Origin of the sequence: Clostridium intestinale, assembly GCF_035905475.1 — a bacterium.
GTDB classification, from domain to species: Bacteria; Bacillota; Clostridia; order Clostridiales; family Clostridiaceae; genus Clostridium_T; species Clostridium_T intestinale.
In genome coordinates, this window is the sequence record NZ_CP121166.1 from 3,013,054 (window position 1) to 3,037,241 (window position 24,188).

19 protein-coding genes and 1 pseudogene are annotated in these 24,188 nt (G+C 35.4%); 6 read left to right on the top strand and 14 right to left on the bottom strand.

Annotated elements, in window-relative coordinates:
• Positions 1-88: 88 nt before the first annotated feature.
• Positions 89-1,429 carry an MATE family efflux transporter gene (locus tag P8F83_RS15470; protein ID WP_420022622.1) on the top strand — a complete coding sequence of 447 codons (1,341 nt, stop codon included), beginning with the start codon at positions 89-91 and terminating at the stop codon, positions 1,427-1,429.
• A gap of 195 nt (positions 1,430-1,624) precedes the next feature.
• Here the strand turns inward: P8F83_RS15470 and P8F83_RS15475 are convergent, their stop codons facing one another.
• A complete protein-coding gene (locus tag P8F83_RS15475; protein ID WP_326511826.1) occupies positions 1,625-2,299 on the bottom strand; it encodes a hypothetical protein in 675 nt (224 codons plus the stop codon).
• Positions 2,292-2,840 (bottom strand): sigma-70 family RNA polymerase sigma factor, encoded by a 549-nt coding sequence (locus P8F83_RS15480; protein ID WP_326511827.1) that lies wholly within the window; start codon positions 2,838-2,840, stop codon positions 2,292-2,294. The genes P8F83_RS15475 and P8F83_RS15480 overlap by 8 nt, the downstream gene beginning before the upstream one ends.
• Before the next feature lie 228 nt (positions 2,841-3,068).
• On the opposite strand from P8F83_RS15480, the gene P8F83_RS15485 reads away from it, so the two are divergent.
• The 3 genes from P8F83_RS15485 (at position 3,069) to P8F83_RS15495 (ending at position 7,753) form a co-directional block, all read left to right on the top strand.
• Positions 3,069-5,225: a beta strand repeat-containing protein gene (locus P8F83_RS15485; RefSeq protein ID WP_326511828.1), complete on the top strand. Its 2,157-nt coding sequence runs from the start codon at positions 3,069-3,071 to the stop codon at positions 5,223-5,225.
• 140 nt (positions 5,226-5,365) lie between these two features.
• Complete coding sequence (locus P8F83_RS15490; protein WP_326511829.1) at positions 5,366-5,500, top strand: hypothetical protein; 135 nt, start codon at positions 5,366-5,368, stop codon at positions 5,498-5,500.
• Positions 5,501-5,560: 60 nt separating this feature from the next.
• A complete protein-coding gene (locus P8F83_RS15495) occupies positions 5,561-7,753 on the top strand; it encodes a collagen-like protein (protein WP_326511830.1) in 2,193 nt (730 codons plus the stop codon).
• Between the two features lie 267 nt (positions 7,754-8,020).
• Here the strand turns inward: P8F83_RS15495 and P8F83_RS15500 are convergent, their stop codons facing one another.
• Complete coding sequence (locus P8F83_RS15500) at positions 8,021-8,248, bottom strand: DUF4177 domain-containing protein (RefSeq protein ID WP_315110330.1); 228 nt, start codon at positions 8,246-8,248, stop codon at positions 8,021-8,023.
• Between the two features lie 122 nt (positions 8,249-8,370).
• On the opposite strand from P8F83_RS15500, the gene P8F83_RS15505 reads away from it, so the two are divergent.
• Together P8F83_RS15505 and P8F83_RS15510 are read left to right on the top strand one after the other, a co-directional pair.
• The gene (locus P8F83_RS15505; protein ID WP_326511831.1) at positions 8,371-8,844 is read left to right on the top strand and encodes a MarR family winged helix-turn-helix transcriptional regulator; all 474 of its coding nucleotides are present in this window, start codon (positions 8,371-8,373) and stop codon (positions 8,842-8,844) included.
• 420 nt (positions 8,845-9,264) lie between these two features.
• A pseudogene (locus tag P8F83_RS15510) lies at positions 9,265-10,552 on the top strand (CynX/NimT family MFS transporter).
• On the opposite strand, the gene P8F83_RS15515 reads toward P8F83_RS15510, so the two are convergent.
• The 11 genes from P8F83_RS15515 to P8F83_RS15565 all read right to left on the bottom strand — a co-directional run bounded on the left by P8F83_RS15515 (position 10,529) and on the right by P8F83_RS15565 (position 24,186).
• Positions 10,529-10,768: a hypothetical protein gene (locus P8F83_RS15515; RefSeq protein WP_326511832.1), complete on the bottom strand. Its 240-nt coding sequence runs from the start codon at positions 10,766-10,768 to the stop codon at positions 10,529-10,531. The pseudogene P8F83_RS15510 and the gene P8F83_RS15515 sit on opposite strands and share 24 nt — an antisense overlap.
• A gap of 91 nt (positions 10,769-10,859) precedes the next feature.
• Positions 10,860-11,015, bottom strand: a complete 156-nt coding sequence (locus P8F83_RS15520; RefSeq protein ID WP_021800259.1) for a hypothetical protein — start codon at positions 11,013-11,015, stop codon at positions 10,860-10,862.
• A gap of 159 nt (positions 11,016-11,174) precedes the next feature.
• Complete coding sequence (gene glmS, locus P8F83_RS15525) at positions 11,175-13,001, bottom strand: glutamine--fructose-6-phosphate transaminase (isomerizing) (RefSeq protein WP_326511833.1); 1,827 nt, start codon at positions 12,999-13,001, stop codon at positions 11,175-11,177.
• A gap of 520 nt (positions 13,002-13,521) precedes the next feature.
• On the bottom strand, positions 13,522-14,529 hold the full coding sequence (gene ilvC, locus P8F83_RS15530; RefSeq protein WP_326511834.1) for a ketol-acid reductoisomerase: 1,008 nt from the start codon (positions 14,527-14,529) through the stop codon (positions 13,522-13,524).
• Positions 14,530-14,548: 19 nt separating this feature from the next.
• Positions 14,549-16,219, bottom strand: a complete 1,671-nt coding sequence (gene ilvB / locus P8F83_RS15535; protein ID WP_315110339.1) for a biosynthetic-type acetolactate synthase large subunit — start codon at positions 16,217-16,219, stop codon at positions 14,549-14,551.
• 19 nt (positions 16,220-16,238) lie between these two features.
• A complete protein-coding gene (gene ilvD, locus P8F83_RS15540) occupies positions 16,239-17,897 on the bottom strand; it encodes a dihydroxy-acid dehydratase (protein WP_326511835.1) in 1,659 nt (552 codons plus the stop codon).
• A gap of 5 nt (positions 17,898-17,902) precedes the next feature.
• Positions 17,903-18,985, bottom strand: a complete 1,083-nt coding sequence (gene leuB / locus P8F83_RS15545; protein WP_326511836.1) for a 3-isopropylmalate dehydrogenase — start codon at positions 18,983-18,985, stop codon at positions 17,903-17,905.
• A gap of 101 nt (positions 18,986-19,086) precedes the next feature.
• Positions 19,087-20,679 (bottom strand): citramalate synthase, encoded by a 1,593-nt coding sequence (gene cimA, locus P8F83_RS15550; protein ID WP_326511837.1) that lies wholly within the window; start codon positions 20,677-20,679, stop codon positions 19,087-19,089.
• A gap of 35 nt (positions 20,680-20,714) precedes the next feature.
• Entirely contained in the window at positions 20,715-21,230 is a 516-nt protein-coding gene (gene ilvN, locus P8F83_RS15555; protein ID WP_073021422.1) for an acetolactate synthase small subunit, read from the bottom strand.
• A gap of 700 nt (positions 21,231-21,930) precedes the next feature.
• Positions 21,931-23,280 carry a phosphoglucosamine mutase gene (glmM, locus tag P8F83_RS15560; protein WP_326511838.1) on the bottom strand — a complete coding sequence of 450 codons (1,350 nt, stop codon included), beginning with the start codon at positions 23,278-23,280 and terminating at the stop codon, positions 21,931-21,933.
• 72 nt (positions 23,281-23,352) lie between these two features.
• Positions 23,353-24,186 (bottom strand): AIM24 family protein, encoded by an 834-nt coding sequence (locus P8F83_RS15565; RefSeq protein ID WP_073021418.1) that lies wholly within the window; start codon positions 24,184-24,186, stop codon positions 23,353-23,355.
• Between the last annotated feature and the right edge of the window lie 2 nt (positions 24,187-24,188).

Sequence of the window (24,188 nt, forward strand, 5' to 3'; positions counted from 1 at the left end):
TTAACTAACTTTGATAATATTCTACTTAGGTATATAATTGATATGAGATTAAAATATGCTACGGAAGGATATTATTGAAGGTGCAAAAATGAAGTTTATTCGAAAAGATGTTATTAGCTTAACCCTACCAATATTGGCTGAACAATTATTCGTAATGTCCATGGGAATGATTAACACAATGATGGCTGGTCATATAGGAAAAGAGGCAGTTTCTGCAATTGGTATGGTTGATTCCATAAACAATATAGTAATTGCCTTTTTCTCTGCCCTTGCAGTTGGTGGAATGGTAGTTGTAGCTCAATTTGTAGGACAATCTAACATAAAAAAAGCAAATGCCTCCATGAAGCAAGCCCTTTACTCTTCTATACTTATATCAATATCTATTACTCTACTTATGTTTATCTTTAAGAAACTTATTCTTTCTTTCCTATTTGGCTCTGCTGAAGCTGAAGTTATACGTTCAGCAAATATATATTTATCTATTACTTTATTGACCTATCCCTTAATTACAATGGATCTTATTTGCAACGGAATCTTAAGAGGTGCTGGTGATACTAAAACCCCTATGAAGATAACCATATTTATGAATGTAATGAATGTTGTTTTTACTTTTGTATTTATAAATATTTTTAGCTTTGGAATAGTAGGCGCTGCTTTAGGTATAGCTCTAGCTAGAAGTATAGGTGCCTTTATTGTTCTTGGCGTATTATTAAGAGGTTCAAGCATACTTAAACTAACAGACCTTAAAAAATTTAAATTTGATTTAAGTCTATTAAAACCAATTTTTTCAGTGGGAGTACCTGCTAGTATAGAATCTTTAGTTTTTAATGGTGGTAAGTTAATAACTCAAGTATTTATAGTAGGCATGGGTACAGCCTCCATTGCTGCAAATACTATAACTAGCTCTATTGGTGGAATGCTTAATATTCCTGGAAATGCCTTATGCATAGCCGCTACAGCTTTAGTAGGTCAACATATGGGTAAAGGTGAAACTGATGAAGCAAGCGATACTTTAGGTTATATAACCAAGTTATCAACTTTTTCTTTGATTGCTATGGCTTTAATATTTTTACCTTTCTCAGGATTACTCCCTAGATTATATACAAGTGATCCAGAAATAATTAACTTAGCAAGACGTGTGTGTATACTATATTCACTATGTATTCCTATGTGGTCTATCTCCTTTGTCCTTCCTGCTGGGTTAAAAGGAGCTGGAGATGCAAAATACACAATGGTTACTGCCCTTATAGGAATGTGGTTATTTAGAATTACGCTTGGATACTTTTTAGGAATCACCTTAAATCTTGGCCTTATAGGAGTTTGGAGCGGAATGTTTATTGACTGGACCGTAAGGGGAACTCTCTACTTTATAAGATTTAAAAGAGGTAAGTGGAAAGAGAAACTAGTAATAGCAAGACTAGCTTGCTAACAAAAAAAGCTGCCATACTAAACAATTAGTAGGCAGCTTTTTCTATTACCCTAAGGAATATATATTTCTATCAATATAAGAATTTAAGAATACAACAATAAAAGAATATAAGAATATATAGTATTTATGCGCCTTGCAAGGAATCTCAATTATAAATTTACTTTTAATATCAGAGTAAATATAATATCAACTTTACTAAGGTATGTTCCTTAAACTCTCCATAAATAGTTTAAATGCATCAATCCCTATTCCAATAAAAGCTCCTATGGCTAGAACTACCATTATCCAAAAAAACATTCCAACCTTTGGTCTTTTTATTTCCTCAAAAGGGGAGTTTGTTCTTTCTCTTAAATACTTTATCATATCTAGAAAAATTTCTTTATTTTCTTTTTCAAAAGGTCTTGGAAACACATTTTTTCCATCTTTAAAGTTTAAGGAAATTGTGTCGCACTTTTCCCATAAATCAGTAAAGCTCTCTAAATTATTTATATCATTACTATACTCCTCTAAAACTTCGTAAAAATGATCCAACCTAAAGACAAAAATTCTCTTATTAGTTACAAATAAGCCCATATAAATAGCTACCGTTCCGCCCCAATCACCTACATACCTTGCAAATATTTTTTTCTCAAGATAACTTTGAAGAAGCATCATTTTATATTTAATATTCTCATCTTTTTCTAAATAACTTTTAACCTTTCTCTCTAATTCTATAAAAGCTATATTTCTTAACACTTTATCATTTTTTATTTTGTATAAATCCTCTCCAATAGAATTACTTCTACTAATAGCTTTTTTTTCTAATTTTTTAATTTCTTCTTCACTATATTCAACAGAGTTCAAAAGTTCTAATACCTCTCTATCATTCATTAATCTCACCAACTATCTTTTTTAATTTTTTCCTTGCCCTAGATATTCTAGTATAGATATACTCTTCCGAGTAACCTGCATCCTTAGATATTTCCTTAATCGAGTCTCCTCTAAAATATCTTTTAATAAATATTTTCCTATCTTTCTTATATAGTGTGTTTAGAAGTTCATTAATCAAATCCAAGTTTTCTATTCTTTCTAATTCATTTTCTTGATTTCTTACTAACTCATCATCATATTCTATACTCTGATTATGCTTTAAATTTTTCTTCTTAATGTCTATTGCCTTATATCTAGCTATGGCGATTATCCAATTCTTAAAACTGCCTTTTTCTACTTTAAAACAGTCTATATTAAACCAAATAGCTGTAAATACTTCATTATAACAATCTTCTATACTTTCTTTTTCGTAGGGCTCTATTAATATAGTTCCTGCTATATAGTATATCAATTTACCATAGGCATCCATTAGCTTCATAAGACTTTCTTTATCTCTTTTAATTATTCCATTTATAAGAGCACTTTCCTGATCACCCTTCACTATCATCACCTCTTTTAATGTCCTAATTTCCATTTCATTTATTTATTCTTCAATTAATACACTAATCTGTCATCTATAATAAGATATATTGCTTTAAATTTGTATATTTTTTTAAGCAATAAGTGTGTATATTTTATTTCACAATCAGTTAAAGAAAAACATAATATAACAAGATGATATATTTTTTTTAATAGTATATCTTAATTTTTTAATATTCGGAGGAATACCATGAGTAATATAGCTTTACAAATTGAACGTTTAGCTGGGGGAAATGTCGATTCTGGATCAAGTGTTATATTTGATAACATTGTCTATAGTGCTGGAAATATTTCATATAACTCAGGTACTGGAGTAATAACCTTCAATGAAGCTGGACGATATGTTTTAGATTGGTGGGTAGCCACTCAAACATCTACTAGTCCAAGTTTTGTTGTATTTACAGCAGTTTCATCGCAAGGTGATAATCTTGAAGGAAATTCTCCTACCAAAACTGGAGAAGTTGTTGGAGTTGGTATTGTTGATGTAACAGTAGCTCCTGTCACATTAACACTCGATTATACAGGTTCAGGAACTGTTATTCTTGGCACATCTGTACCTGTTAAGGCAACTTTAGTTATAATACAAGATGATATTGTTGCTACAAGTGCTACTGGTGCTACCGGTGTTACTGGTACAACAGGTGTTACTGGCGCTACTGGTATTACTGGTATAACCGGTGCTACTGGTGAGACTGGCGCTACTGGTATTACTGGTGCTACCGGCGCTACTGGTGAGACTGGCGCTACTGGTATTACTGGTGAGACTGGCGCTACCGGTGTTACTGGTGTAACCGGCGCTACTGGTGAAACTGGCGCTACTGGTATTACTGGTGCTACTGGTGCAACAGGGGCTACCGGTGAGACTGGCGCTACCGGTGTTACTGGTGTAACCGGCGCTACTGGTGAGACTGGCGCTACTGGTATTACTGGTGCAACAGGGGCTACCGGTGAGACTGGCGCTACCGGTGTTACTGGTGTAACCGGCGCTACTGGTGAGACTGGCGCTACTGGTATTACTGGTGTAACCGGCGCTACCGGTGAGACTGGCGCTACTGGTATTACTGGTGTAACCGGCGCTACTGGTGAGACTGGCGCTACTGGTATTACTGGTGTAACCGGCGCTACTGGTGAGACTGGTATTACTGGTGCAACAGGGGCTACCGGTGAGACTGGCGCTACCGGTGTTACTGGTGTAACCGGCGCTACTGGTGAGACTGGCGCTACTGGTATTACTGGTGTAACCGGCGCTACCGGTGAGACTGGCGCTACTGGTATTACTGGTGTAACCGGCGCTACTGGTGAGACTGGCGCTACTGGTATTACTGGTGTAACCGGCGCTACTGGTGAGACTGGTATTACTGGTGCAACAGGGGCTACCGGTGAGACTGGCGCTACCGGTGTTACTGGTGTAACCGGCGCTACTGGTGAGACTGGCGCTACTGGTATTACTGGTGTAACCGGCGCTACCGGTGAGACTGGCGCTACTGGTATTACTGGTGTAACCGGCGCTACTGGTGAGACTGGCGCTACTGGTATTACTGGTGTAACCGGCGCTACTGGTGAGACTGGTATTACTGGTGCAACAGGGGCTACCGGTGAGACTGGCGCTACCGGTGTTACTGGTGTAACCGGCGCTACTGGTGAGACTGGCGCTACTGGTATTACTGGTGTAACCGGCGCTACCGGTGAGACTGGCGCTACTGGTATTACTGGTGTAACCGGCGCTACTGGTGAGACTGGCGCTACTGGTATTACTGGTGTAACCGGCGCTACTGGTGAGACTGGTATTACTGGTGCAACAGGGGCTACCGGTGAGACTGGCGCTACCGGTGTTACTGGTGTAACCGGCGCTACTGGTATTACTGGTGTAACCGGCGCTACTGGTATTACTGGTGTAACCGGCGCTACCGGTGAAACTGGCGCTACTGGTGAGACTGGCGCTGGCTTAGCGGCACAAGGATATGTATATGAACTTGCAACTATTGCTGATTCAACTGTTGTAGGTGGAGCAGACGTTCCATTCTCTAATAATGGACCTTTAAGTGGCATAACTCATACACCAGGTACTACTACAATCACTGTAACAAGTGCTGGCATTTATGAAATTAATTATGGTATAAGTATAACTGCTGGTGTTGGCTCACAAATTGCAATTGCTGTAAATGGCACTGTTGATGCCTCTACTCCTATAACAGCTTTAGTTGCTACTGGTGAATTATTTGGAAGCGCTATAATAACTCTAGCTGCTGGAGATGTAATCACTTTAAGAAATAATTCAGCAACACCTTTAGTAATGACATTAGCTCCAGGAGTTGGTTCCCAATTAACTATTAAGAAACTAGATTAATATTACAAAGCTGCCCTCTGCTTAAAGCAGAGGGTTTTTTATGTATTGTGTCAATCATTGTAATTATATATATAATATTGTGGCTATTTTTAGTAGTAGCCATATAAGAACCTAAGATAAAAAAGTAAGGAGATGATGCAATGTTTACTGTGAATCTTACTCCTATTGCAGATGCTTATATCTCATTATTAAATCCTAATACAAATTATGGTTTTTTAGAAGCAATAAAGGTGCATATTTTATTTCACAATCAGTTAAATAAAAACATAATATAACAAGATGATATATTTTTTTCAACTAATATGTCTCAAGCTTTTAATATTCGGAGGAATACCATGAGCAATATAGCTTTACAAATAGAACGTTTGGCTGGAGGAAATATAGATTCTGGATCAAATGTAATGTTTGATAACATTGTCTATAATTCTGGAAATATTTCATATAATCCAGCTAATGGAGTAATAACCTTCAATGAAGCTGGAAGATATGTTTTAGATTGGTGGGTAACCACTCAAACATCTACAAGCCCAGGATTTGTTGTATTTTCAGCAGTTTCATCACAAGGTGATAATCTTGAAGGAAATTCTCCTACCAAAACTGGGGAAGTCGTTGGGGTTGGTATTGTTGATGTGGCATCTGCACCTGTCACATTAACACTAGATTATACAGGTTCAGGAACTGCTATTCTTGGCACATCTGTACCTGTTAAGGCTACTTTAGTTATAATACAAGATGATATAGTACCACCTACAGGTATCACTGGTTCTACAGGTGCCACTGGAGTTACTGGTGTTACCGGAGCTACTGGAGAAACTGGTGCTACCGGAGCTACTGGCATTACTGGTGAAACCGGGGCTACCGGCGAAACTGGCGCTACCGGAACCACTGGTGTTACCGGGGCTACCGGAGCTACTGGCGTTACTGGTGAGACTGGTGTTACTGGAGCTACAGGTGTTACTGGATCTACTGGAGCTACAGGCATTACTGGTGAAACCGGCGCTACCGGAGCCACTGGTGTTACCGGAGCTACTGGGGCCACCGGAGCCACTGGCGTTACCGGGGCTACCGGAGCTACCGGCGCTACTGGTGCAACTGGTGTTACTGGCGCTACTGGAGCTACTGGCATTACTGGTGTTACCGGGGCTACCGGCGAAACTGGCGCTACTGGGGTTACTGGAGCCACTGGGGTTACCGGTGAGACTGGAGCTACCGGTGTAACCGGAGAAACTGGTGAAACTGGGGCTACTGGGGAAACCGGGGCTACTGGGGTTACCGGAGCTACTGGTGTTACTGGAGTTACTGGAGTTACCGGTGTAACTGGGGCTACTGGTGAAACTGGAGCTACTGGTGAAACTGGGGCTACCGGAGCTACTGGAGCTACTGGCATTACTGGTGAAACCGGAGAAACTGGTGAAACTGGAGCTACCGGTGTTACTGGGGCTACTGGTGAAACTGGAGCTACTGGTGTTACTGGAGCTACAGGCATTACTGGTGAAACTGGAGCCACTGGTGTTACCGGGGCTACCGGCGAAACTGGCGCTACTGGTGAAACCGGAGTTACTGGCGCTACAGGCGTTACCGGTGTTACTGGTGTTACTGGGGCTACCGGAGTTACTGGCGCTACCGGTGAGACTGGAGCCACTGGAGCTACCGGTGCAACAGGTGCTACTGGTGCCACCGGAGAAACTGGTTCTACTGGTGCTACAGGTGTTACTGGTGAAACCGGGGCTACTGGTTCTACAGGTGTTACTGGTGAAACTGGCACTACTGGCGTTACCGGGGCTACTGGGTTTACTGGCGCTACTGGTGCAACTGGCACTACCGGGGCTACTGGTGCTACCGGAGCTACTGGTGAAACTGGGGCAACCGGAGCTACCGGGGCTACTGGTGCTACTGGTGTTACTGGTGCAACCGGAGCTACCGGGGCTACTGGTACTACTGGTGCTACTGGTGTTACTGGTGCAACCGGAGCTACCGGGGCTACTGGTGCTACTGGTGCAACCGGAGCTACCGGGGCTACTGGTGCTACTGGTGCAACCGGAGCTACCGGGGCTACTGGTGCTACTGGTGCTACTGGTGTTACTGGTGCAACCGGAGCTACCGGGGCTACTGGTGCTACTGGTGTTACTGGCGCCCCTAGTATATTATTCAATCAAGTTGCTGCACCAGTTGCTGCTTTTCCTCCACTAAATACTGAGGTTACAACAAATACCCTTGCAGTACCTGTAACGACTGGGCAAAATTTGAAAATTGATTTAGCTATTTCTGTTGAAGCAATTACTAGTGCAAACTCTTCACTGACCTTTGAAGTAAGACTATATAGGGATGGAACTTTGATAGCTACAAGAACAATTCAAAGAAATCTTTCCGCTGCTGGAACTCAAAGATTTCCTATGGCTAACACCTTTGTAGATACCGCCATAGCAACTACTACAAGCATTTATGAAGTTAGAGTAATATTCACAACTGCAACTAATGTTACTTCGGCAACTGCTCTTAATAGGAATATCAATATAATTAGTTTCTAACTTTTCTTAAAAATATCAGCGTTCTTTAGTATTAATTACTAAAGAACGCTTTTCTATTTTATAAAATTTATATTTATATAATTTCGTTTCTAGTACGTCATATCGTCTTAAATTGCAATTACAAAATTAGTGTTAAAGACATTCTATAAACTTTTCTTAACAATAAAAACTCACATACATTCTGATAAAGGAAAGTATGTGAATTTAGACTTATTATAAATTTTTAATTTATATACCAAATTAAATACATAATTTGTAAGTAATAAGCTAACTATAGTTATTACTTTTTAAGTTAAATAACTGCTTCTTTAATACAACAGAGTCTTCAGGTAATTTTGATGAATTTCCTAAAGATTGAGTTTTCTTAGGCATAATTCCAACTAATTCCCATCCATCTTTACCGTATTCATTTAATTTATCTTCAATAGTTGCTCCATTACCTGCATTTATGAATTCATCAACTGTAAAAACTTTGTATTGCCATTCAGCATTCATAATATCACTCCTCTTAATTTCAAGCTTTTATTGTATTATTCCCATAAAAAAATCCATTCATTCCTAAATATTTTAATTTATGATGACTTGACAAAAGCGTATAGCAACCATATACTATTGACATGGATAAATTTATAAATAATAAACATGAAATTGCATATAATTCTCTGAATTTAGCGGTTGCCTTGACTGATCTTGATAAAAAGACTCGCTACTTTGGAACTGATGTACCGATTTTTCACTCTGAAATACATGTAATAAAGGTCATTGCCGAGAATCCTGGCATTCATGTAGGTGGACTGGCCGAGATTCTAGGAGTAACTAAAGGGAGTGTTTCCGAGATTCTTAAAAAGCTAGAGAGAAAGGATCTAGTTATAAAAGAAATTGATGATCTTAATTTATCTAGATATTCGTTAAGTCTGACTGAGAAAGGTAAAAAAGCTCATAACAACCATATGCTCTATCATTCTATTGTAAATAATATGGTTGAAGATGGACTACAAAATGCCTCTGAACATGAATTGGAATTTTTGTCAAACTTTTTGTCGACTCTAATAGACAAGGTTAAATTTTTTAGTGAAAATCTTGATGAATAAAATTTTTATGCAAGTGTATGGTTACTATACACATTCTATTACATTTTAGTTAGGAGGTGTTAACATCAAAAGAAAAAAATTATTAAAGCCATATATAGCTTCTGATAATAGTGAAGCGAGTGAGCAGATATATAAACAAATACTTGAAGCTGATGAAAAGGCTTTGTGGATTATATATAATTCTTTAACCTCATGTGTTTCATTTGGTTTTTATCCATATGAATATCCAATATTTCCACCAGCCAATTCTTTTAATAAATAATAAAATTTATAACTGCTTAAAAAAGTAATTTTAATGAACAGTTTTACTTAAGTGTATAGTAACCATACTCATTTTACCTATAATTTATGTAAGAAGTGTTAGTCGTGTATCTAAATTTGAGGAAAAAGCATATTACATTTTAAGGAGAGACTATATAAATGAATCAATTACATAACAAGCACGAAAAGAACCTATATTCCAAAAGAAATACGACAATAATGTTGATAATCGGAATTGCATTTATTGCAGCAAATTTACGTTCACCTTTAACAGCGGTTGGCCCTTTGGTTGAACAAATTCGTGGTAGCTTAAATATTTCAAATACATTAGCAGGTATGATTACAACCCTTCCGTTATTCGCTTTTGCAGGATTTTCACCTTTCGCTCCACGATTAGCACGAAAATTTGGCACTAAATTGGTGTTGCTTTGGTCACTTATTTTTCTAACTTTCGGAATTATATTACGTTCATCGTTTGGAGGTGTGGGACTATTTCTTGGAACATTAATTCTTGGATTGTCCATTTCTGTCGGCAACGTGCTAATACCTAGCCTAATCAAACATGAATTTTCTAAACAAATCGGTGTGATAACTGGCATCTATACTGCTTCTATGGGCCTTTTTGGGGCAATAGCATCTGGTATCAGTGTCCCTGTTGCGGCAGAATGGAGCTTAGGATGGAGTGGATCATTAAGCATTTGGGCTGCACTTAGTTTCTTATCTATTATCATCTGGATACCTCAAATAATACGTAGAAATCAAGAAATGCCCATTGTTAAAGGAAGATTAGATAATTATATTATAACAAATGAAAAAGACGTTCATGAAGAAAAAAATCAAATAGAGAGTATTGAAGGAGATGTCATTAATAAAGTTAATCTATGGAAATCTACTTTAGCATGGCAGGTAACAGTATATATGGGATTACAGTCTATGCTACTCTATTGCATGGTTACCGGCTATCTTAATCCAGCAGGGTATGAATTCAGACAAAGCAGGATGGATGCTCTCTCTTTATCAATTGGTATCTCTCCCTATTTCGTTTTTAGGTTCTGTCCTAGCTGAACGTAAAGCCAATCAACGTACATTAGTTATCATTGCCTCTCTATGTGTTTTGGTGGGACTTTTCGGCATATTTTTAGAATGGACAGGGCTTATATTCCTATGGATGATTATGTTAGGAATTGGCGGAACACTTACTTTTTGCCTTGCTATGATATTTTTTAGTTCTCGTACAAGAAATGCAGATGAAGCTGCAAGACTGTCCGCCATGGCACAGTCAGTCGGCTACCTGCTTGCAGCTTTTGGGCCGATACTTTTTGGTTTTCTACATGATACAGCTAATAGCTGGAATTTACCACTTATTGTCTTAATGGGCACTGTCTGTTTATGCTTTTTTGATGGCCTAGGTGCATCACGTGATCTACATATTAACTACAACCGTTGAAATGATGTCACATATAAATTTTAGATTACTGTAATAAACTATTTTAGGTTCAAAAAAGGTATAAGGGGTAAGAATTTCAACTTTCTTAATCCCCTTTACCCTTGTTACTCTACCTAATGAAAGTACGTATTGCATCTTAATCCATAGATTATATTCTTTACTTCCACCAATATCCATCCCTTCTCTTATTAACTTATTAATATTAAATTTTCTCAACTTTTTCGACAATAAATTCACTACAATATAAAAAACCACATACTCTCAGTATTTTGAGAATATGTGGTCTATTAACTTTATAGTTTCAGTATTAACCTATTAATTTTTCTAAATCAGCTATTATCACATTAACTTTTTCAAGTTTGCCTATAGCATAATCTTTTTCTATTAACCATTCAATGCCCATTTCTAGACATCTTTTTTCCTCTTTATATTCAGCTAATAATTCTACTAACTTATTACTCATAAACTCACCCCATATGAATATTTTTTAAATATTTTACACTAATAATACTTATGAATAAAAATCATTATATTTGACAAAACTTATTGTAATAAGAACTATTTATCTTATTTTATAACTCAAGTATTTATTTTATAATATAACAACTTTATATCATAAAAACTATTCTACAGTTACTGATTTTGCAAGATTTCTTGGTTTATCAACATCAAGACCTTTATCTTTAGCTATATAATAAGCCATTAATTGGTGAGGTATAACTGCTAAAACTGGTGCTAATAAATCGCTTGTTTGTGGAATTTCTATTGGATAATCTAAAGATTCCATAATCTCTTTTTCTCCTTCATAGCAAATTCCTGCTATTTTAGCTCCTCTTGTTACAACTTCTTTTATATTACTAACCATTTTATCTATTAATTTTCTTTGAGTTAAGGTAGTTATAACCATAGTTCCTTCTTCTATTAAAGCTATAGGACCATGTTTTAATTCTCCACCTGCATAAGCTTCTGAATGGATATAAGTTACTTCTTTAACTTTAAGAGATCCTTCTACACTTATTGCATAGTCTACTCCTCTTCCTAAATAGAATATATCTTTCTCCATATAGTGTTCTGCTGCGAATCTTTGAACTATATCTTTGTTATCTATAACTTTTTTTGCTTTCTCTGGTAAGGTAAGCATTTCTTTTTTAATTTCTTCAATCTCTTCTGCTGTTAATGTTCCTTTTAATTCAGCAATATAAAGTGCTAATATATCAAATGCTATTAACATTGTAATATAAGCTTTTGTTGATGCAACTGCAACTTCTGGCCCTGCCCAAGTGTATATTACATCATCTGCTTCTCTTGATACTGAGCTTCCTACTACGTTAGTAATAGCCATAACTCTAGCGCCTTTTTTCTTAGAGTCTCTTAATACTGCTAAGGTATCTGCTGTTTCTCCTGATTGGCTTATAACTATTAATAAAGATTTATCAGTTATTAATGGTTCTCTATATCTAAATTCAGAAGCTATATCTACTTCAACAGGTATTTTTCCCCATCTTTCTATAACTGTTTTTCCTACTAATCCTGCATTATATGCTGTTCCACAGGCAACTACAAATACTTTATCTATTTTATCTAAATCTTCTTTTGTAAGAGAGATATCATCTAGTTTAATTTTTTCACCTAAGGCAATTCTTGAAGTCATTGTATCTCTTATTGCTTTTGGTTGTTCATGAATTTCTTTTATCATGAAGTCTTCATATCCACCTTTTTCTGCTGCATCAGCATTCCAAGTTACGTGGAAAACATCTTTTTCTACTTTATCTCCATCTTCATTATATAAAGTAACTCCATTTTCATCTATTACAACAAATTCTTTATCTTCTAGTAAATAAACATCTCTAGTATAGTTTAAAACTGCTGGAATATCTGATGCTATGAAGTTTTCGCCTTCACCTAAACCAACTATAAGAGGGCTGTCTTTTCTTACTGCTACTATTTTATTTGGTTCATTTTTAGATATTACTCCTATAGCATAACTACCTTCCATTTTCTTAGTAGCTTCCATAACAGCTTCTAATAAGTTTCCTTTGTAGTAGTAATCAACTAAGTTAGGTATCACTTCTGTATCAGTTTCTGAAAAGAATTTATACCCTTTACCTTTAAGCCATTCTCTTAATCTTCCGTAGTTTTCTATTATACCATTATGAACTACGCTGATTGTTTCGCTTTCATTTGAATGTGGATGAGAGTTTACATCTGATGGTTCTCCATGAGTAGCCCATCTAGTATGCCCTATTCCTAATGATCCTTCTATAGGATTTTTTTCTAATTTATCTTCAAGATTTGCTAATCTTCCTTTACATTTACTTATTTCAATTTCTCCGTTATTTAATACAGCAACTCCTGCTGAGTCGTATCCTCTATATTCAAGTTTTGATAATCCTTCTACTAATATATCTGAAGCTTTTTTACTTCCTAAATAACCTACTATACCGCACATATTTTTTACCTTCCTTTTTGCAATCATTATAATATTTGTATTTTTTTACTAAAAAAGGGTATAAAAATACTAGGGTCCAAAAGCCCTAGTTTTTTTGCTTTAACACCTGATAGGATTTGTGCTAGAAATTGCTCCCTAGTTTTGTCCTTTCGTTAACGGTAGTGCGATACCGTGGGGCACCCGCCGAAATATTCGATAAACCCCAACCCTCGTCAACTTAAAAAGTATATACCCGATCCCTTCTTAAGTTCTGGCGCTTGTATAAAATTTTCTTGAAACCTTGTTTTTTCTTACTCTATATGCATCCCACCTTTCACAAATATATTATTACACTTTCATATTTTATCATATACACTTACAAAAGCAAGTGATTTTTTATCATATACTAATATTTATGCAAATATTAAGAAAAATGTTACTTTATATTAATAATATAAAAAGCCTAGAGACTTTATATCTTTTGGCGAAAGATTTGTGAGAGAAGCAAGTTCTCTTGTCCCTAGGCTAATTAGCTATTTTTTTATTGTTCTAATTTATTTTCATTGATCCAAGACATCATTTCTCTAAGTTCTTTTCCAACTTTTTCGATTTGATGTTCTTTTTCTATTCTTCTTCTTGCATTAAATGCTGGTCTGTTTACTTGATTTTCTACTAACCAGTTTTTAGCAAATGTACCATCTTGAATTTCATGAAGTACTTTTTCCATTTCCTTCTTAGTTTCAGATGTTATTATTCTCTTACCTACTGAATAGTCTCCATATTCAGCTGTATCACTTATAGAATATCTCATCAAGCTCATTCCACCTTGATACATTAAATCAACTATTAATTTCATTTCATGCAAACACTCAAAGTAAGCATTTTCTGGAGCATATCCAGCTTCAACTAAAACTTCAAATCCTGTTTTTATAAGTTCTGAAACTCCTCCACATAAAACAGCTTGTTCTCCGAAAAGATCAGTTTCTGTTTCATCTCTAAATGTAGTTTCTAAAACTCCAGCTCTAGCTCCACCTATTCCATTTGTGTATGCTAATGCTAATTCTTTAGCGTTTCCAGTGTAATCTTGGTGTACAGCTATTAAACATGGTACTCCTGATCCTTGTGTATATGTTCTTCTAACCATATGTCCTGGTCCTTTTGGAGCAGCCATAAATACATCTACATTTGCAGGAGGAACTATTTGTCCATAATGAATATTAAATCCATGAGCAAATACTAAAGCTTTTCCTTCTGTAAGATTTGGTGCTACTTTTTCACTATATAATTTAGCTTGTTTTTCATCTGGTACTAATATCATTATTACGTCTGAAGTTTTAACCGCTTCTGCTGTATCTAAAACTTTTAATCCAGCTGCTTCTGCTTTTTCCCACGATTTACTACCTTCATATAATCCTACTACAACATCTACTCCACTTTCATAAAGGTTAAGTGAATGAGCGTGTCCTTGGCTTCCATAGCCTATAACTGCAACTCTTTTTCCTTTTAATAATTCAAGATTTGTGTCCTTTTCATAATACATTTTTGCCATTTTAGCTCCCCCTTATTATTTATACATCTTCTTCATATATGATTTGATTTATAAGTGCTCCTGGTGCAACCATTGGGAACACCTTTTTATCCTCATGCACCCTATAGTCAATAACTACTGGCACTGAAGAATTGATGGCTTCTTTTAAAACAGGTTCTAATTCTTCCCTTTTTTCTACTAAGTATCCTTTTCCTCCATAAGCTTCAACAAGCTTAACAAAATTAGTCCCTCTGTTTATACTGGTATGAGAGTATCTTTCTTCATAGAAGAAATTCTGCCACTGTCTTACCATTCCTAGTGCATTATTGTTTACTATTATAGTAACTACTGGCGCTTTTTGAGCGTAGGCAGTTGCAAGCTCATTACAGTTCATTGCAAAACTCCCATCTCCAGCAATATTAATAACTAATTTATCTGGATTTCCAACCTTACTTCCTATAGCTGCCCCAAGTCCAAAGCCCATAGTTCCAAGGCCTCCAGAAGTTACAAATCTTTTAGGTTTCATATGTTTATAAAATTGCGACGCCCACATCTGATGCTGACCAACTTCTGTTGTTATTATAGCTTCTCCATTTGTGAGGTCATTTATTTTTTCAAATAAAAATTCTGGAGTCAATTCTTCTTTTTTACTATTTAAATTCTTCACAGAATCCTTATATCCTTTTATTTTTTCTGTCCATTCATTATTATTTTTCTTTTCTACAAGCGGAATAAGTTTTCTTAATGTTTCTCTTACATCACCTATTATACTTGCATCAACTTTAACATTTTTATTTACCTCTGCTGGGTCTACATCTAGATGAATTATTTTAGCTCCTTCAAGATTGGAATTAGAGCTTATAACTCTATCACTAAATCTTGAACCTATCGCTATTAATAAATCACATTCCCAAGCTCCTAGATTAGAAGCCTTAGTTCCATGCATACCTATCATTCCTGTAAATAATGGATGAGTTACTGGGAATCCTCCCATGCACATTAATGATGTAGCTGTAGGAGAATCTATCTTTTCTGCAAATTCCATCAATTCTTCTGATGCATCTGCTCTGATTATTCCTCCACCTGCATATATAAATGGTTTTGATGATTGATTTATTAGCTTTGCTACTTCATCAAGAGCCTTATCTGTTATAAACTCAGTTTTCCTCTTAACTTTTACTGGTTCTTGTTTTATATATGCACCCTTTTGTGCACTTATATCTTTAGGAATATCTACAAGCACAGGGCCTGGTCTTCCTTCTTGAGCTATTCTAAAAGCTTCTCTAATAATATCAGCTAATTCATTAATATCTCTCACCATGAAATTATGCTTTGTAATAGGAAGGGTTATTCCTGTAATGTCTACTTCCTGAAAACTATCCTTACCAAGTAATGGTCTGGTTACATTCCCCGTTATTGCAACCATAGGTATAGAATCCATATATGCAGTAGCAATTCCTGTTACTAAATTAGTTGCTCCTGGTCCTGATGTTGCCAGACAAACCCCAACCTTTCCTGTACTTCTTGCATATCCATCTGCGGCGTGAGACGCACCTTGTTCATGGCAAGTCAACACGTGTCTTATATCATCCCTGTATTTATATAAAGCATCGTATATATTTAATACTGCCCCTCCAGGATAACCAAAAATAGTATCTACTCCCTGCTCTATTAGACATTGTATTAGTATCTCTGAACCATTTAATAACATTTAGCCCCCTCCTTATAAATTATTTAAATACAGCTCCTTTGCTGGCAGAACTTACAAGTTTGGCGTATCTTCCAAGATATCCATCTGTCACTTTAGGTGGTGGGCATATCCACCTGCTTCTTCTCTCAGCTAATTCCTCTTTTGTAACATTAACCTCTAATTTACCTTCTTGTATATTTATAGAGACTATATCCCCTTCTTGAACTAAAGCTATTATTCCGCCTTCAGCTGCTTCTGGAGATACGTGACCTATTGCTGCACCTCTAGTAGCACCTGAGAATCTTCCATCTGTAATAAGTGCTACAGAAGAATCTAAACCCATACCTGCTATCGCTGAAGTAGGAGATAACATTTCTCTCATACCAGGACCACCCTTTGGACCTTCATATCTTATTATAATTACATCCCCACTTTTAATTTTCCCTCTCCATATAGCTGCTATTGCATCTTCTTCAGAGTCAAATACTCTTGCTGGTCCCTCATGAACCATCATCTCTGGAAGTACAGCTGACTTTTTAACAACAGCTCCTTCTAAAGCAAGATTTCCTTTTAACACCTGAATTCCACCAGTTTGGCTATATGGTTTATCAATAGGTTTAACAACATCATAATCTCTAACTACTACATTTTTAATATTTTCCCCAACTGTTTTAGTAGTAGCAGTGATTCCATCTAAATACAATAGATCCTTTTTGGATAATTCATTCATAACTGCTTGTATTCCACCTGCAAAATATAAATCTTCTATATGATTATCTCCTGCTGGTGCAAGCTTACATAGATTAGGTGTTTTAGAACTTATCTCATTTATCATATCTAAATTAAGCTCTAATTTAGCCTCGTTAGCTATAGCTGTTAAATGAAGTACTGAATTAGTTGAACAGCCTAGTGCCATATCTACAGTTAATGCATTTCTTAAAGTTTTATCTGTAACTATATCTCTTGGTTTTATATCTTTTTTAACTAAGTCAAGTATTGCCATTCCAGCATTTTTAGCTAATCTTATTCTATCTGAATAAACGGCTGGAATTGTTCCATTTCCAGGAAGACCTAATCCTAGAACCTCAGTTAAACAATTCATAGAGTTAGCTGTAAACATACCTGAACATGAACCACATGTAGGACATGCACTTGACTCCATATCACATAAGTCTTCTTCACTCATCTTGTTTGCATTATAAGCTCCAACTGCTTCAAACATAGTAGAAAGAGAAACTGCTTTCCCCTTAAACTTTCCTGCAAGCATTGGCCCACCTGATATAATAACTGATGGAATATTTAATCTAAGTGCTGCCATTATCATACCTGGAACTATCTTATCGCAGTTAGGTACTAAAACTAATCCATCAAATTGATGAGCTCTTGCCATACATTCTATTGAATCAGCTATAAGTTCTCTGGTGCATAATGAATATCTCATCCCTTCATGCCCCATAGCTATACCATCACATACTCCTATAGTTGGAAATACTACCGGGGTACCTCCTGCAAGCAATACTCCACTTTTAGCACCATTTACTATTTTATCTAAGTTAACATGACCTGGAATAATATCATTTTGTGAACTTACTATTCCTATCATGGGTCTTTTCATCTCTTCATCTGAAAATCCTGCTGCTCTTAAAAGTGATCTATGAGGAGCCTTATCAGCTCCAAGTTTTATCTTATCGCTTCTCATATTAATTACTTCCCTTCTTTTATATAATTAACTACAAGTTCCCCCATTTCCCTAGTACCTATAAGTTTCATCCCTTCACTCATTATATCTCCAGTTCTATAGCCTTCTTCTAGAACCTTCTCTACAGCTTTTTCTATAAGTTCAGCTTCCTCTACTAAACCAAAAGTAAACTTTAGCATCATAGCTGAAGAAAGAATTGTTGCTAATGGATTTGCAACTCCTTTTCCTGCTATATCAGGAGCTGAACCATGAATAGGTTCATACATACCAAAAGAGTTTTCCCCTAAACTAGCTGATGGTAACATTCCTATTGAGCCTGTAATCATTGACGCTTCATCTGATAATATATCTCCAAATATATTGGAAGTTAAAATAACATCAAAACCTCTTGGATTTCTAACTAATTGCATTGAGGCATTATCCACATACATATGTTCCAAAGTTACTTCTGGATAGTCCTTATGAACTTCCTCAACTACTCTTCTCCATAATCTTGAACTTTCTAATATGTTAGCCTTATCTACAGAAGTCACTTTCTTGTTTCTTTTCATAGCAGTTTCAAAAGCTATTTTTGCTATTCTCTTTACTTCAGAAGTTGAATACTTTTCAGTATCTGTTGCTATTTCCTCTTCTCCTTCTTTCCATAAAGCTCTTTCTCCAAAATAAATCCCTCCTGTAAGTTCTCTAATAACGCAGATGTCTATTCCATCTCCTATTATTGAGTCTTTAAGCGGAGAGGCATCTCTTAAGGATGAATAAAGCACTGCTGGTCTTAAGTTACAATAAAGATTTAATCCTCCTCTTAGTCCAAGTAAAGCTTGCTCTGGTCTTATTTTAGCTGTTGGATCATCCCATTTAGGACCTCCTACTGCACCTAAAAGTACTGCATCACTATTCTTACACACTTCTAAAGTTTCCTCTGGAAGAGGTGTTCCTTTTTCATCAATAGCAATACCACCTGCTAATACATACTCATAGTTGAACTTATGAGAGTATTTATCCCCTATCACATTTAAAACTTTTACTGTTTCTTCAATAACTTCTGGTCCTATTCCATCTCCTGGTATAACCGCAACTTTATATTCCATAATTAGCCCCCTAATATTTAAAAATATTTTTTATTTATTTAACTAAATTATTTATAATTTTTCCATAAACTCTAGGAATGATTCCCCTCAGCATCACTCCCTTAAAAATACATCCTTACTTTTCTTTCAATATCCTTTATTAACTTATATTCAATAGAATCTACAAGAGCTATCCAGCTTGCTTCAATAATATCTTTAGACACCCCAACAGTAGTCCAATGTTCTAGCCCATCAGTAGATTCAATTAATACTCTAACAGATGCTTCTGTAGCTGACCCTGCATCTAAAACCCTAACCTTATAATCTATAAGCCTGACATCCTTAAGCTGTGGATAGAAAATTTCCAAGGCCTTTCTTAATGCTTTATCTAATGCATTAACTGGCCCATCGCCTTCTGCTACAGTCATTTCTTGTTTTCCTTCTACATTTATATTGATTAATGCTGTAGATGTAAAATCTCCTTTTAAAGATGGATGTTCCCCAATTACTTTAAAATTATTAAGTTTAAAAAAAGGCTTGTACTTTCCTATAACTTTTCTTATAACCAATTCTACAGTTCCTTCGGCTCCTTCAAATTGATATCCTTGATGTTCAAGTTCCTTAAGCTTATCTATGATAGTTTGTACTTCCTTACTGTCCTTAGACATATTAGGAAATATCTTTTGAACCTCTTTAAGAATTGTACTTTTTCCGCTAACCTCAGAAACTAAAAATCTTCTCGAATTTCCTACAGCTTCTGGATTTATGTGTTCATAAGACTTAGACATTTTAATTACTGCATCTATATGCATTCCACCTTTATGAGCAAACGCTGAGTTTCCTACATAAGGTGCATAGTCTTTAAGTGTAATATTGGATATTTCTGAAATTATTAGTGCTGCAGTTTTAAGCTTATTAAGTGCCCCGTCCTCTAAAACCTTCATCCCCATTTTAAGTTCTAAAGTTGGTATTATAGCACTTAGATTTGCATTACCGCATCTTTCACCTATTCCTATAAATGTGCCTTGTATATGATTTGCCCCAGCACTTGCACTCATTATAGAATTAGCTACTGCCATCCCCATATCATCATGACAGTGTATACCAATACTTCCTCCAACAAGTTCTTTAACTTCCAAAGTTATCTTTTCAACCTCTGTTGGAAGGGTTCCCCCATTAGTATCACAAAGTACTATTACATCTGCTCCAGCTTCCTTTGCAACCTTTAAGGTTTCTAATGAATATTGCTTATTGCTTTTATATCCGTCGAAAAAATGCTCCCCATCAAATATTACTTCTTTTCCATTCTTTTTTAAGAAGTCTATGGACTCTTTTATAAGTTTTAGATTTTCTTCTAAACTTGTCTTTAATATATCTATAACATGAAAATCTGAACTTTTCCCAAATATAGTTACAGTTTTTGTATTAGCTTCTAAAAGATCTCTTAGATTTTTATCTTCCTCAGCTTTAACTCCTAACCTTCTAGTACTACCAAAAGCTACTATCTTGGTGTTTTTAAGATTAAGTTCATTAACTCTCTTAAAAAACTCCATATCCTTAGGATTTGAACCTGGATTTCCAGCTTCAACATAATGTACTCCTAAATCATCTAATGCTTTAGCTATTTTTAACTTATCCTCTACTGAAAAGGAAATCCCTTGCCCCTGTGCCCCATCTCTCAGGGTTGAATCTAGAATAAATACTTCATTGCTCATTGCTAAATCACTCCTAATAACAAACTTTCCCCAAATTAAGTTTCAAAATATTCAGAATGAGAGCTTATATCTTTTTCTCCTCTTTCTAGCGCTGTAAGACCAGTTCTAACTATTTCTTTTATCCCGTAGTCATCCATTAGCTTAATAAGTGCTGCTACTTTACTTTCATCCCCAGTTAGTTCAATAGTTAAGGTCTCCATGGAAATATCTATAACCTTACATCTAAAAATTTTAACTATCTCATTTATAGCTGCTCTTTGATTAACATCTGCATTTACCTTTATGAGAACCAATTCTCTATAAACAGAAGAATCTGGATCTAATTCTATAACTTTTTTTACATCTTCAAGCTTAGCTAATTGATTCTTAACTTGCTCTACGATATCACTGTCCCCATTCATAGTTATAGTCATTCTAGATAACTCTGGATTTTCGGTTCTTCCTACGGTTAAACTATCAATGTTATATCCTCTTCTAGAAAATAGCCCCGCAACCCTACTAAGTACACCAGAATAATTCTTTACAACTACTGATAAAACATGTTTATCCATAGTAATCCCCCTTTTTTGTGTAAATAAAACCCACCTTAATGATATAATCATTATAGGTGGGAATATAATCATTCTATATACCGCCTTTAGTATAATATCACTCGGTTCTAACAAACCCTTGCTTTTAACGGGGCTTACCGGAGATCGCTTACTCACTAATTAATGAAATTAGTTTTCTGGACTCTGCTCTGGAGTGATATCTGTCTAGTAAAAGTATCGGTTTTCACCAACCACCGACTCTCTGAAACTTTAAATTCCAAACAAAAGTCTCCTTCTTAGCATTTCTTTTTACTACTAAATATTAACTTAATAAATCCTTATTTTTAATTTATTGTACTCTCTGATACGAATTTAGTCAACACATTCTTTATTCTTTATTTATTTAATAATATTAATTTGTTTTTCTTAATAAATTAATATCTAAAATCCATAATTTTCTTACTAATCTGAATAATTCCTTGTGAATTATTTGTCTAAACCTTTAATTTATATTCGTAAAAACCTCTGTTTTTCGTGTCTATTTTTGTCGATTTTCTTTTACTCTTATCGTTTTCTCTTTACTTATCTATTCTATCCTTAACCCCATGAGGTTATGATAATTCTACTTATTATGTTATAATATATATGACTTGATTTCATGTTTCAAGTCCCCCAATGTTAAAAGGCTGAGTTAATTTCTTAACTCAGCCTTTTAACATTTCTAACTATTAGCTTTTTGTTCTATCAAAGCACCTAGTTCTTTAGCCATCTTATCTATTTCTTCTTGATTTTCTCCTTCTAGCATAACTCTTACTAGAGGTTCTGTTCCTGAAGGTCTTATTAGAACTCTTCCACATCCATGAAGAGCTTTTTCTATTTTTTCTATTTCATTTTTAATTTCAGTATCTTTTTCATGAATATCTTTTTTATCATTTGGAACCTTAGCATTAATTAATACTTGTGGTAAGTCCTTCATTATCTTAGCTAACTCGCTTAAACTTTTTTTGCTTCTTTTTATGGTTGACGCTATTTGAAGTGCAGTTACTAATCCATCCCCAGTAGTATTATAATCAAGGAAGATTACATGTCCAGATTGTTCCCCACCTAATACATGGCCACTCTTAAGCATTTCCTCTAATACATATCTATCTCCAACTTTAGTTATAGAAGTTTTTATGCCTTCTTTTTCGCAAGCAATCATAAGTCCTAAATTACTCATAACCGTAACAACTAAAGTATCGTCTTTTAATCTTCCAAGTTCTTTAAGATGTTTTGCACAAATAGTCATTATGAAATCTCCATTAACAAGATTTCCTTTTTCATCTACAGCTAAACATCTATCTGCATCTCCGTCAAAAGCGAATCCAACATCACAGCCTTTTCTTACTACATAGTCCATAAGTTCTTCTGTATGGGTTGATCCACAGTTTTCATTTATATTAGTTCCATCTGGAGTATTGTTTATAACATAAACATCTGCTCCTAACTCTCTAAAACATTTTACAGCAGCTTCATAAGCAGCTCCATTTGCACAGTCTAACGCTACCTTTAATCCTTTTAAATCTACAGATATGGTATCTTTTGCAAAATCTATATAATGCTCTAAAGCAGCAATTTCATGAATTTTTCTTCCTAGATTTTCTCCTGTTGGTGATGGTACATCTTCAAAATTATTTTCTATAACTCTTTGAATTTGATCTTCCAATTCATCTGAAAGTTTTAATCCTTTATCATCAAAAAATTTAATTCCATTATATTCAACTGGATTATGGGAAGCAGATATCATTATACCAGCATCAGCCCCATATTTTCTAGTTAAATAGGCAACTGCTGGGGTAGGAATCACATCTAAACATACAGCTTCTGCACCTACCGAAAGTATTCCTGCAACTAATGCAGATTCTAACATATCTCCTGATATCCTAGTATCTTTTGCAACTAATATCTTAGGTTTATGAGTTCCTTCTGTTAATACATAAGCTCCTGCTCTTCCTAAGTTATACGCTAAAGTTGCTGTAAGCTCTGTATTTGCTACTCCTCTAACACCATCTGTTCCAAACATTCTATCCATAAAATTTACCTCACTCTTTCATTAAGTAATTCAATCCACTTATTATTATACAAAAATATAAAAATTGTGCAACTACACTTCAGTATTACTATTTCCCTGAGGATTGCTTTGATTTTGAAGTGGCTCCATTGCCAATTTATCATAAACAGATTTAGTGGGAATAAGCCATACTTGCCCAGTGCCTCTATATACGTTCAAAAAACCTTCTCCAGATGTTACTGACCCTACTATAGATTTAGCTGCTTTTTCTACGGTGAAATCTATATTTCCGCTTCTAAGCATAACAAAATTACCATCAACCTTAAGTGTATCATCTATCAATGTACACTTAAAAACTTCTTTTTCTGGTACGGGAATCTCTAACACCACAATTCCACTTCCTGAAAGTTTAGTTTGAAAATATCCTTCATTTCCAAGAGCCATTGAACTTAAACTCTTAACTCTAGAAACCCCTACTTCTACATTACTTTCACACGCAAAAAAAAGTCCATCATCAACTATTATCTCTTCATCTTCAAGCTCTAATAGTGCAAAATGTCCAAAGGAGGGCTCTAAAAACATTTCACCCGTTCCTTTGTACATTGGCTTAAACATAGTTTCTCCTGTGACCTTACTAGCAAAAAATTTCTTACCAAGACCTAATACTCCCCCTACATTAGAGTGTATTTCTATATCACCCTTCATATAGCTTAATACACCAGATTCAAGAGTTACTGCACTACTATCTAAAAGTATCCTTACTTGTTTAAGCTTAATCCCAGAATCCTTCATAAACTTAAATTTTATAGCATCTTCTATCCTATTCCCTCCTTCTAGAGCATCATACTCAAGAACTTGAAAAACAGAATCTCCTGCCATATCACTAAGCATAGTAAGCTTGTTTGTAATATTTAATGAAGATCTCATAA

Excerpts from the sequence above, each read along its gene's own strand:
- P8F83_RS15470 (WP_420022622.1), top strand. The coding sequence starts at position 89 with ATGAAGTTTATTCGAAAAGATGTTATTAGCTTAACCCTACCAATATTG.
- P8F83_RS15475 (WP_326511826.1), bottom strand. The coding sequence starts at position 2,299 with ATGAATGATAGAGAGGTATTAGAACTTTTGAACTCTGTTGAATATAGT.
- P8F83_RS15485 (WP_326511828.1), top strand. The coding sequence starts at position 3,069 with ATGAGTAATATAGCTTTACAAATTGAACGTTTAGCTGGGGGAAATGTC.
- P8F83_RS15490 (WP_326511829.1), top strand. The coding sequence starts at position 5,366 with ATGTTTACTGTGAATCTTACTCCTATTGCAGATGCTTATATCTCATTA.
- P8F83_RS15495 (WP_326511830.1), top strand. The coding sequence starts at position 5,561 with ATGAGCAATATAGCTTTACAAATAGAACGTTTGGCTGGAGGAAATATA.
- P8F83_RS15500 (WP_315110330.1), bottom strand. The coding sequence starts at position 8,248 with ATGAATGCTGAATGGCAATACAAAGTTTTTACAGTTGATGAATTCATA.
- P8F83_RS15505 (WP_326511831.1), top strand. The coding sequence starts at position 8,371 with ATGGATAAATTTATAAATAATAAACATGAAATTGCATATAATTCTCTG.
- P8F83_RS15520 (WP_021800259.1), bottom strand. The coding sequence starts at position 11,015 with ATGAGTAATAAGTTAGTAGAATTATTAGCTGAATATAAAGAGGAAAAA.
- glmS (WP_326511833.1), bottom strand. The coding sequence starts at position 13,001 with ATGTGCGGTATAGTAGGTTATTTAGGAAGTAAAAAAGCTTCAGATATA.
- ilvC (WP_326511834.1), bottom strand. The coding sequence starts at position 14,529 with ATGGCAAAAATGTATTATGAAAAGGACACAAATCTTGAATTATTAAAA.
- ilvB (WP_315110339.1), bottom strand. The coding sequence starts at position 16,219 with ATGTTATTAAATGGTTCAGAGATACTAATACAATGTCTAATAGAGCAG.
- ilvD (WP_326511835.1), bottom strand. The coding sequence starts at position 17,897 with ATGAGAAGCGATAAGATAAAACTTGGAGCTGATAAGGCTCCTCATAGA.
- leuB (WP_326511836.1), bottom strand. The coding sequence starts at position 18,985 with ATGGAATATAAAGTTGCGGTTATACCAGGAGATGGAATAGGACCAGAA.
- cimA (WP_326511837.1), bottom strand. The coding sequence starts at position 20,679 with ATGAGCAATGAAGTATTTATTCTAGATTCAACCCTGAGAGATGGGGCA.
- ilvN (WP_073021422.1), bottom strand. The coding sequence starts at position 21,230 with ATGGATAAACATGTTTTATCAGTAGTTGTAAAGAATTATTCTGGTGTA.
- glmM (WP_326511838.1), bottom strand. The coding sequence starts at position 23,280 with ATGGATAGAATGTTTGGAACAGATGGTGTTAGAGGAGTAGCAAATACA.
- P8F83_RS15565 (WP_073021418.1), bottom strand. The coding sequence starts at position 24,186 with ATGAGATCTTCATTAAATATTACAAACAAGCTTACTATGCTTAGTGAT.